This window comes from Pseudomonas sp. Colony2 (assembly GCF_019382755.1).
Lineage (GTDB): Bacteria > Pseudomonadota > Gammaproteobacteria > Pseudomonadales > Pseudomonadaceae > Aquipseudomonas.
In genome coordinates, this window is record NZ_CP080030.1 from 3,556,339 (window position 1) to 3,565,651 (window position 9,313).

Genomic DNA, 9,313 nt, shown 5'->3' on the forward strand with positions numbered 1-9,313 from the left:
TTTTACGCGCCAGCGCTGATTGCCGCCCGGGCGCCCGCTTGCCGGTCAAATGCCTCGGCCAACTGCGTGTGGGCCTGTTCCAGGCTGCGCTGCACGGCGGCTTCGCCACGCACCATGGCCCCCAGATAGACGAAATCCACCGCGTGAATGCCCACGGTTCCAAGGATCGCCTGCAGGTAGGGCGTGAGGAAGTCGGGCTCGCGGTTTTTTCGCGAACTGCCGGAGCTGACCAGTACAAAGGTGCGCCGGTCCTTGAGCAAGCCGACTTTCTCAAACTGCGGATTCACCGTGAAACTGCGGTGGATGCGCACCACATGGTCGATCCAGCACTTGAGGGCCGCCGGCACCGTGAAATTGTGCACGGGGGTGCAGATGATCAACAGGTCACAGGCTTCCAGCTCGACAATCAGTTGCTCGGAGCGCTCGGTTGCCGGGCCGCTCAGGCCGCCGGGCGTGGTCAGGGCGTTGGCGTATTCCCGGGTCAGCGCCGGCAGGGCCTGGCCGCCGTAGTCGCGTTCGACCACTTCGGCCTCGGGTGCCTGTTCGCGGAGCAGGGCGCGGGCCAGGCGGAAGGTCTGGGCGGCCTTGCCGTGGGGGCTGAAGCTCAGTAGCAGGGCGCGGGTCATTGGCCGAGGTCCTGTGAAAAGTGCATCCCCAGTGGCAGCAGGCCCTGGCGAAAATAGAAGCGTTGGGCCAGGGCCATGTGCATGCCGGTGTCCAGCACCAGGTAGCGATAGCCCAGGCGGCGGGTGTGCTGGCGTACCTCGTCCAGCAGGCGCGCACCCAGGCGTCGGCGTTGCAGGGAGGCGTCCACCACCAGGTCATCGACGTAGATAAAGCGCCCATACAGCAGGTTTTCCGTCAGGCGATAACCGGCCAGGCCCAGCACCTGGCCGTTTTCCCGGGCGGCCAGCAGGCGGTAGCCGGTTTCGCGCTGGCGCTGGATCTGCTGGACGAAGGCGTGCGGGTCTTCGAGCTTTGGCCGCAGTTGCTGCATGACGGCAAAGCAGGCCAGGCAGTCGGCGTCGCTTTCGATGTGCACAAACTCAACAGAGTCATTCATGGTTGCCGTGCTCCATGTGCGCTTTTACGGCGGCAGGGACTTTGCGAAAGCTGATGGCGACGCGGTTCAGGGCGTTCATCAGGGCGATAGCCAGGGTCAGGTCGGCAATTTCCCTGTCATCGAAGAGGGCCTTGGCCTCGGCATAGTGTTCGTCCGGCACCTCGGTTTGTGCGACCTGGGTGACCGACTCGGCCCAAGCTAACGCGGCGCGTTCACGCGGGCTGAACAACGGCAACGCTTCGCGCCAGGCGGCCAGCAGCATCAGCTTTTCCAGGCTCACGCCCTGTTTGAGCAGGTCGCGCGAATGTGAGTCCAGGCAGTAGGCGCAGCCGTTGAGTTGCGAGACCCGCAGGTACACCAGGTCAATCAATTCCTTCTCCAGGCCGCAGCCGTGGATGTAGCTGTGCACCGAGCCAAGGGCCTTGTAGCCGACGGGCGCCGCCAGGGCGTAGTCGAGACGGTGTTGCATGGGGTGCTCCTTGTTTTGTGAAGTGATGCCGTCAGTGTGGCGGCCGGGTCGCCGGCTCAATAGGGCCAAGAATGGACAAGCGGGTTGGGACAAGATCAGACTTCAGGGCTGATTCACTGTGAGCCGGATAACGATGTCGTCACTGCCCAAATACCAGGAGATCTACCGGCGCTTTCGCCAGGCCATCGACCAGGGCCAACTGCGCCCCGGTGAGCGGGTGCCGTCGGTGCGCAGCCTGGCCCAGGAACTGAAGGTGGCCCGGGGCACGGTGGAGACGGCCTACCAGTTGCTGGTGAGCGAAGGGTTCTTCCTGGCGCGGGGCCAGGCGGGAACAGTGGTGGCCGAGGCGTTGCCGCAGCGCTCGATCAAGTCGTTGCCGGTTGAACCCGAACCCGTGGCGCCGGCGTCGGCCCCGCGCCTGTTGCAGTTGGGCTTGCCGGCGCTCGACAGCTTTCCGCGCAAGCTGTGGGCGCGGCTGGTCACCCGGCAAGTGCGCCGAGTCGATGTGAACAGCCTGGCCATGGGCGATGTGCGTGGCGCCCGCTCGCTGCGTGTGGCGATCGCGCAATACCTGGCGCTGTACCGGGGCGTGGAATGTTCGCCGGAGCAGGTGTTCGTGTGTGCCGGTTACTCGGCGTGCCTCGCGCTGGTGTGTGATGCGCTGCAGATGGCCGGCCAGCCATGCTGGTTCGAAGACCCGGGCTACCTGCATGCGCGGCAACTGCTGCTGCACCTGGGGGCGCAGTTGGTCCCGGTGCCGGTGGACCACGACGGGCTTGATGTGGAGGAGGGCATACGGCGTGCGCCCGGCGCCCGGCTGGCGATTGTCACCCCGGCCCACCAGAGCCCGCTGGGGGTCGCCCTCGGTACTGCGCGGCGCCATCGCTTGCTCGATTGGGCACAGGCCCACGGCGGCTGGGTGGTGGAAGACGACTACGACAGCGAGTTCCGCTACAAGGGCCAGCCCCTGGCCGCGCTCAAGAGCCAGGACACGGCCGACCGGGTGATCTACTCCGGCAGTTTCAGCAAGATGCTCTTCCCGGGGCTGCGCCTGGGTTATCTGGTGGTGCCTCGGGCGCTGCTCCCGGCCTTTGAGGCCAGCGCCGGCGTGCTGCAAAACCGCAGCGCCGAATTGTTGCAAGCCACCACGGCGGACTTTCTCGACCAGGGCCATTTCACCCGCCACCTGAAAAAAATGCGCCAGCTCTACACCGCGCGGCGCGGCTTTCTGGTGGAGGCACTGGCCAGTCATTGCGGGGCGCTTTTGCAGGTGGATGAGCAGTCCGGCGGGATCAACCTGCTGGCGCGGCTGCGGGCGGACGTCTGCGATCAGGCCGTCGCTGCGGCCGCCGCACGTGCCGGGCTGGGGATACAGGCCGTGTCGGGCTGGAGTATCGAGCCCGGCGGTCAGCAAGGCCTGTTGATGGGCTTCACCAACCTGGCGACTCGCCAGCAAGCGGTGCAAGCGGCGCTGGTGTTGCGCGAGGTCATCGACGGCGCTTTATGAACACCGGTTGAACATCTTCATTCGCCACATCGGCCCCGAGCTTCTACCCTGAAGGCATAGCCCTCAGGACGCCAAGCGCTCATGTACAAAGACCTGAAGTTCCCGGTTCTGATCGTACACCGCGACATCAAGGCCGACACCGTTGCCGGCGACCGCGTCCGGGGCATCGCCCGGGAGCTTGAGCAGGAGGGCTTCAGTATCTTTTCGGCGGTGGACTACGCCGAGGGTCGCCTGGTGGCTTCGACCCATCACGGCCTGGCCTGCATGCTGATTGCCGCCGAGGGGGCCGGGGAAAATACCCATCTGATGCAAAACATGGTGGAGCTGATCCGCCTGGCGCGGGTGCGGGCGCCAAACCTGCCGATCTTCGCCCTCGGTGAGCAGGTCACCCTGGAAAACGCCCCGGCCGATGCCATGAGCGAGCTGAACCAGTTGCGGGGCATTCTTTATCTGTTTGAAGACACCGTGCCGTTTCTTGCCCGGCAAGTGGCCCGTGCGGCCCGCGCCTACCTGGATGGCCTGTTGCCGCCATTCTTCAAGGCCCTGGTGCAGCACACGGCGGATTCCAATTATTCCTGGCACACCCCCGGTCATGGCGGCGGCGTGGCCTATCGCAAAAGCCCGGTGGGGCAGGCGTTTCATCAGTTCTTCGGGGAAAATACCCTGCGTTCGGACTTGTCGGTGTCGGTGCCGGAGCTCGGCTCGCTGCTGGACCACACCGGCCCGTTGGCCGAAGCCGAGGCGCGGGCAGCGCGCAACTTCGGTGCCGATCACACCTACTTCGTGATCAATGGCACCTCCACCGCCAACAAGATCGTCTGGCACTCGATGGTGGGCCGGGATGACCTGGTGCTGGTGGACCGCAACTGTCACAAGTCGGTGTTGCATTCGATCATCATGACCGGCGCCATCCCGCTGTACCTGTGCCCGGAGCGCAATGAACTGGGGATCATCGGGCCGATTCCCCTGAGCGAGTTCAGCCCCGAGTCGATCCGCGCCAAGATCGACGCCAGCCCGCTGACCCGAGGCCGACCGGCCAGGGTCAAGCTGGCGGTGGTCACCAACTCCACCTATGACGGCCTGTGCTACAACGCCGAGCTGATCAAGCAGCAACTGGGCAACAGCGTCGAGGTGCTGCACTTCGACGAAGCCTGGTACGCCTACGCGGCGTTTCATGAGTTCTTTGCCGGGCGCTACGGCATGGGCACCTCGCGCACGCCCGAGAGCCCGCTGGTGTTCACCACGCACTCCACGCACAAGTTGCTGGCGGCGTTCAGCCAAGCGTCGATGATCCATGTGCAGGATGGCGGCGTGCGCAAGCTGGACCGCGACCGCTTCAACGAAGCGTTCATGATGCATATTTCCACCTCGCCGCAGTACAGCATCATCGCCTCCCTGGACGTGGCCTCGGCGATGATGGAAGGCCCGGCGGGGCGTTCGTTGCTGCAGGAGATGTTTGACGAAGCCCTGAGCTTCCGCCGTGCCCTGGCCAACCTGCGCCAGCACATCGCCGCTGAAGACTGGTGGTTTTCCATCTGGCAGCCGCCGCTGGTGGCGGGCATTGACCGGGTGGTGACCGCAGACTGGCTGCTGCAACCCCAGGCCGACTGGCATGGCTTTGGCGATATCGTCGAAGACTACGTGCTGCTGGACCCGATAAAAGTCACCCTGGTGATGCCTGGCCTGAACGCCGGCGGGGCTTTGAGCGAGTGCGGAATTCCCGCTGCGGTGGTCAGTAAATTCCTCTGGGAACGTGGGCTGGTGGTGGAAAAGACCGGGCTGTATTCGTTCCTCGTGCTGTTTTCCATGGGCATCACCAAAGGCAAGTGGAGTACCCTGCTCACCGAACTGCTGGAATTCAAGCGCAGTTATGACGCCAACGTGAGCCTTGCTGTGTGTTTGCCATCGGTGTTTCAGCAGGGCCCGGCGCGGTATCAGGGATTGGGTTTGAAGGATCTGTGCGACCAGTTGCACAGCTGTTACCGCAGCAATGCCACGGCCAAGCACCTGAAGCGGATGTACACGGTACTGCCGGAAATCGCGATGAAACCGGCCGACGCCTACGACCTGTTGGTCAAGGGCGAAGTCGAGGCGGTGTCCATCGACGCTTTGCCAGGTCGGGTCGCAGCGGTCATGCTGGTGCCTTACCCGCCGGGCATTCCGTTGATCATGCCGGGTGAGCGCTTTACCGAATCGACTCGCTCGATCATTGATTACCTGGCGTTTGCCAGGACGTTCGATAGCAGTTTCCCCGGCTTTGTTGCCGATGTTCATGGACTGCAACACGAAGATGACGGCAGTGGTCGTTGTTACACCGTCGACTGCATCAAGGGTTAAGGATGTTTATGCAAGCTGTAATGAACCCGAAGTACCCGGGCCTCAGTGTCCGGGTGGCTGACGAAGGATTTGACGCCTACGTGTGGGGGAACGACTTCAGCTTTGAAGTCAACGCCTACGGCAAGCCGGAAATGGGCAAGCGCGTCGACCAGTGGGCGGTGGAGCGTATCGTGCCGTACCGCAAATGCTACGGCATCGACCCCGAGGAGTTCGCCAGCTTCCGTGACGCGGCCGACAGTGCGGTGTTCATGGCCTACCTCGATGACCGGCCCGTGGGGCATATCGTGGTCAGCACCAACTGGAACGGCTTTGCCCATGTGGATGAGCTGGCGGTGGTCTTGCCCGCGCGGCGCCACGGGGTGGCCAAGGCGTTGCTGGACGTGGCGCAGTTCTGGAGCCGCAAGAAGAACCTGCCGGGGATGATGCTGGAGACCCAGAACAACAACCTCGGTGCCTGCCGGCTGTATGAGCGCTGCGGGTATGTGATGGGCGGGATCGACCACCTGCGCTATCGTGGGATTGATCCGCAGACGCGCGAAGTGGCGATTTTCTGGTATCGGTTGTTCAAGACAGAATTGGAAGCAGTCTGAGCTGCACCGACCCCCTGTGGGAGCCGTCGAGCCCCAGCGAGGCCGCGATAGCGGTAGATCAGGCAACCTCTTTATCGACTGTGCCGCCGTCTTCGCAGCCTCGCTAAAGCTCGACAGCTCCCACATTCGATTTGCGCAACTCAAGTACTTGCGACCGAACACACAGCTCCCAGACTTCCCCCGATCCCCTGTGGGAGCCGTCGAGCCCCAGCGAGGCCGCGATAGCGGTAGATCAGGCAACCTCTTTATCGACTGTGCCGCCGTCTTCGCAGCCTCGCTAAAGCTCGACAGCTCCTACATTCGATTTGCGCAACCCAAGTACTTGCGACCGAACACACAACTCCCAGACTTCCCCCGATCCCCTGTGGGAGCCGTCGAGCCCCAGCGAGGCCGCGATGGCGGTGTGTCAGGCAACCTCTTTATCGACAGTGCCGCCGCCTTCGCAGCCTCGCTGAAGCTCGACAGCTCCCACATTCGATTTGCGCACCCCAAGTNCTTGCGACCGAACACACAGCTCCCAGACTTCCMCCGAYCCCCTGTGGGAGCCGTCGAGCCCCAGCGAGGCCGCGATRGCGGTGTGTCAGGCAACCTCTTTATCGACTGTRCCGCCGCCTTCGCAGCCTCGCTGAAGCTCGACAGCTCCCACATTCGATTTGMGCAACCCAAGTACTTGCGACCGAACACACARCTCCCAGACTTCCCCCGATCCCCTGTGGGAGCCGTCGAGCCCCAGCGAGGCCGCGATAGCGGTAGGTCAGGCAACCTTTTTATCGACTGTGCCGCCGCCTTCGCAGTCTCGCCAAGGCCCGACAACTCCCACATTCACGGCAATGTGCTTGTCAGCAGGTTTTCAGCCTTCTCGGTGACGATCTCCAGCAGCGCATTCAAGGCGGGCGATGGCTCGCTACCCTCCAGGGTCAACGCATACAAGGTCACCACAATCGGCGGTGACAACGGGCACGCATCCAGCCCGGCTTCCCGTGCTCCGCTGGCGGTGAACGGGTCGACAATCGCCAGGCCTTCCCCGGCTTCTACCATGCTGCGCATCATCTGATACGTCTGCACCCGCGTTTGCACCACCGGCAGCGGGCGCAGGGCTTGCAGCTTGCTGTCCAGCAGGCGGCTCAGCGGGTCCTGGCCTTCAAGGCCGATCATCGACTGCCCCGCCAACTCCTGTAGCGCAATGTATTTCTGCCGCGGCTTCAGCCAGCCATGGGGCGCGAGCAATTGCAGCTTGCCATGGGCCAGCGGTTGGCTGTGGATTTGCGGGTGTTCCGGGTCGTGCAGGCTCAGGCCGAGGTCGGCTTCGTGCAGCAGCAGGCTTTTGACGATATCCCGGGTGGAATGGCTGGAGAGGTTGCACGGCGTGTCTTGGAAACGTCGGCGTAGCACGGCGATCGCCTGGGGCAGCAGTTGATTGGCCAGCGGCGGGGTGCACAGTGCGCGCAAGGGCGGGGCATGGTGGTGCTTAAGGCTGCTGGCCAGGCGTTGCACCGGCTCAAGGGCTGCATAGAGGTGGGCGATTTCGGCCTGCAGCTCAAGGGTTTCCCGGGTGGCCTGCAAGCGTCCGCGCACGCTGGCGAACAGCATGAAGCCCAACTGCAGCTCGGCATCCTTGAGGGTTGCGTCCACATCGGCCACGGGCAGTTGCAACCATTCGGCGGCGGTGCCGAGGTGTCCGGTCTGTAAAATCGCTTGAATGACTTCGATATGACGTAAACGCATGGCCGGAGTCTATGTTCAGCGCGACGTGGATTCAATGGCTCAGGCCCGGGCGTGGAAAAAAGACCCGCCACGGCAGCGCCCCAACTAGACTTGCACGATCAAGTCACTTGGCGCCTGTAACCAGCAGGTCATACAAAGGGCGTATCAACCAGAGGATCCACGGGGGAGCCTTATCGATGCTCGGTAAAACAGACACGCGCGGGTTTTCGTTGTGGGACCTGCTGGTGGTGGTGCTGGTGGTGGGCGTGTTGGCGGTTGCGGTGGGGCCGCGGATCTTCGGCGACGTGACTCAGTCGGAAATCGCCACGGCCAAGGTCCAGTTGAAAGAGCTGGGCAAGGCGGTCGAGCAGTTTCATCAGGATGTAGGGCGTTATCCTACCGACGACGAGGGTCTGGCGGTGTTGACGGTTCAGCCAGCGGGAGAAGGGAAGTGGCGGGGACCCTATCTCAAGGATCAGGACATGCTGACGGACCCTTGGGGCGTGGCCTATCAGTACCACTATCCTCCCAGCCAGGCCAAAACCCACTTTGATCTGTTCTCGTTCGGCAAGGACCGGACACTGGGAGGCGTCGGCGATAATGTTGATATCGCCTATGGGGAATAACGTCTTATGAAGCGTGGATCGTGGCGGATTCGCGGGTGATGATAGTGCCCGACTGAATCAGCCTGAACTCATCGCCATCCAGTTTCTCTACGCGGTCGCCAATGGCCAGCTTGTAGGTGGTGGTGGGCGCCGAGCCAGCCAGGCCGTCGAGGGGCGGGTTGGATTCCTGGAACTCATGCACCGAATAAACGCGACCTTCCGCGTCTCTGGCATGGAACTGTCCGACAAGTACTGCTGCCATCTGTTTAGAACCTCTGGAGATAAACACTCGATTTGCGGTTCTGTAGACCGTAGGAGAGCGGGGTAGTTTACCTATTGAAAAAAAATACTATTCGTTGACTTTTTCAGACATTACTTACAAATCCATCTGCGGTGTAAACGTCCCTGGGGATTGCAAAAACGCGCTGGTGATAGCGTCGCGCAGGCTCTATAACTACAAACTCCTTAAGTCAGAAATCGGGAAACCCCAATGAGCAAGGTCTACACGATTGCCGTACTGGTCGGCAGCTTGAGAAAAGAGTCGATCAACCGCAAGGTCGCCCTGGCACTGGCCGAGTTGGCGCCCGCCAACCTCAAGTTGAACATTGTCGAAATTGGCGATTTGCCGCTCTACAACGAGGACATCGACGGTGCTGCACCGCCGGCAGCCTACAGTACTTTCCGTCAACACGTGCGTTCATCCGACGCGGTGCTGTTTGTGACCCCCGAATACAACCGCTCCGTGCCGGGTGTATTGAAGAATGCGATTGACGTTGGTTCGCGCCCTTATGGCCAAAGTGTCTTCAGCGGCAAGCCGGGTGCGGTGATCAGTGTGTCTCCCGGAGCCATCGGCGGTTTTGGGGCCAATCACCATTTGCGCCAGTCGCTGGTGTTCCTCGATGTGCCGTGCATGCAGCAGCCGGAAGCCTACCTGGGCGGTGCGGGCAGCGTGTTCGATGAGTCGGGCAAGGTCTCGGAAAAGACCAAGCCGTTTTTGCAGGCGTTTATCGACGCCTATGGCAAGTGGGTGGAAAAACA

The 9,313-nt window shown here is 62.4% G+C and carries 10 protein-coding genes; 5 read left to right on the top strand and 5 right to left on the bottom strand.

Annotated features, from left to right (window positions below; genetic code table 11):
- Nucleotides 1-2: 2 nt before the first annotated feature.
- From JV201_RS14090 to JV201_RS14100, 3 genes are read right to left on the bottom strand one after another with little or no spacing between them, the layout of a single operon-like run.
- Nucleotides 3-626 carry an FMN-dependent NADH-azoreductase gene (locus JV201_RS14090; RefSeq protein ID WP_177027880.1) on the bottom strand — a complete coding sequence of 208 codons (624 nt, stop codon included), beginning with the start codon at nucleotides 624-626 and terminating at the stop codon, nucleotides 3-5.
- Nucleotides 623-1,063 carry a GNAT family N-acetyltransferase gene (locus JV201_RS14095; protein ID WP_003217019.1) on the bottom strand — a complete coding sequence of 147 codons (441 nt, stop codon included), beginning with the start codon at nucleotides 1,061-1,063 and terminating at the stop codon, nucleotides 623-625. Before JV201_RS14095 ends, JV201_RS14090 begins: the two co-directional genes overlap by 4 nt.
- Complete coding sequence (locus tag JV201_RS14100; RefSeq protein ID WP_177019623.1) at nucleotides 1,056-1,532, bottom strand: carboxymuconolactone decarboxylase family protein; 477 nt, start codon at nucleotides 1,530-1,532, stop codon at nucleotides 1,056-1,058. The genes JV201_RS14095 and JV201_RS14100 overlap by 8 nt, the downstream gene beginning before the upstream one ends.
- A 133-nt stretch (nucleotides 1,533-1,665) precedes the next feature.
- Between JV201_RS14100 and JV201_RS14105 the strand changes: the two genes are divergently transcribed.
- The 3 genes from JV201_RS14105 to JV201_RS14115 all read left to right on the top strand — a co-directional run bounded on the left by JV201_RS14105 (nucleotide 1,666) and on the right by JV201_RS14115 (nucleotide 5,966).
- A complete protein-coding gene (locus JV201_RS14105; RefSeq protein ID WP_219407103.1) occupies nucleotides 1,666-3,039 on the top strand; it encodes a PLP-dependent aminotransferase family protein in 1,374 nt (457 codons plus the stop codon).
- A gap of 81 nt (nucleotides 3,040-3,120) precedes the next feature.
- Entirely contained in the window at nucleotides 3,121-5,376 is a 2,256-nt protein-coding gene (locus tag JV201_RS14110) for an arginine/lysine/ornithine decarboxylase (protein WP_219407104.1), read from the top strand.
- A 20-nt stretch (nucleotides 5,377-5,396) separates the two neighbouring features.
- Nucleotides 5,397-5,966, top strand: a complete 570-nt coding sequence (locus JV201_RS14115) for a GNAT family N-acetyltransferase (RefSeq protein WP_003217028.1) — start codon at nucleotides 5,397-5,399, stop codon at nucleotides 5,964-5,966.
- Between the two features lie 822 nt (nucleotides 5,967-6,788).
- On the opposite strand, the gene JV201_RS14120 is transcribed toward JV201_RS14115, so the two are convergent.
- Nucleotides 6,789-7,691 carry a LysR substrate-binding domain-containing protein gene (locus JV201_RS14120; RefSeq protein WP_219407105.1) on the bottom strand — a complete coding sequence of 301 codons (903 nt, stop codon included), beginning with the start codon at nucleotides 7,689-7,691 and terminating at the stop codon, nucleotides 6,789-6,791.
- 176 nt (nucleotides 7,692-7,867) lie between these two features.
- Here JV201_RS14120 and gspG point away from each other — a divergent pair, with 176 nt between their 5' ends.
- Nucleotides 7,868-8,296, top strand: a complete 429-nt coding sequence (gene gspG, locus JV201_RS14125; protein WP_219407106.1) for a type II secretion system major pseudopilin GspG — start codon at nucleotides 7,868-7,870, stop codon at nucleotides 8,294-8,296.
- 4 nt (nucleotides 8,297-8,300) lie between these two features.
- Here the strand turns inward: gspG and JV201_RS14130 are convergent, their stop codons facing one another.
- Nucleotides 8,301-8,537, bottom strand: a complete 237-nt coding sequence (locus JV201_RS14130; protein WP_003209248.1) for a hypothetical protein — start codon at nucleotides 8,535-8,537, stop codon at nucleotides 8,301-8,303.
- A gap of 228 nt (nucleotides 8,538-8,765) precedes the next feature.
- Between JV201_RS14130 and JV201_RS14135 the strand changes: the two genes are divergently transcribed.
- A partial coding sequence (locus JV201_RS14135; RefSeq protein ID WP_219407107.1) for an NADPH-dependent FMN reductase occupies nucleotides 8,766-9,313 on the top strand: 548 nt, incomplete at its 3' end.

Coding starts and splice junctions, on each gene's coding strand:
- JV201_RS14115 (WP_003217028.1), top strand. CDS start 5,397: ATGAACCCGAAGTACCCGGGCCTCAGTGTCCGGGTGGCTGACGAAGGA.
- JV201_RS14095 (WP_003217019.1), bottom strand. CDS start 1,063: ATGAATGACTCTGTTGAGTTTGTGCACATCGAAAGCGACGCCGACTGC.
- JV201_RS14120 (WP_219407105.1), bottom strand. CDS start 7,691: ATGCGTTTACGTCATATCGAAGTCATTCAAGCGATTTTACAGACCGGA.
- JV201_RS14100 (WP_177019623.1), bottom strand. CDS start 1,532: ATGCAACACCGTCTCGACTACGCCCTGGCGGCGCCCGTCGGCTACAAG.
- JV201_RS14110 (WP_219407104.1), top strand. CDS start 3,121: ATGTACAAAGACCTGAAGTTCCCGGTTCTGATCGTACACCGCGACATC.
- JV201_RS14130 (WP_003209248.1), bottom strand. CDS start 8,537: ATGGCAGCAGTACTTGTCGGACAGTTCCATGCCAGAGACGCGGAAGGT.
- gspG (WP_219407106.1), top strand. CDS start 7,868: ATGCTCGGTAAAACAGACACGCGCGGGTTTTCGTTGTGGGACCTGCTG.
- JV201_RS14105 (WP_219407103.1), top strand. CDS start 1,666: ATGTCGTCACTGCCCAAATACCAGGAGATCTACCGGCGCTTTCGCCAG.
- JV201_RS14090 (WP_177027880.1), bottom strand. CDS start 626: ATGACCCGCGCCCTGCTACTGAGCTTCAGCCCCCACGGCAAGGCCGCC.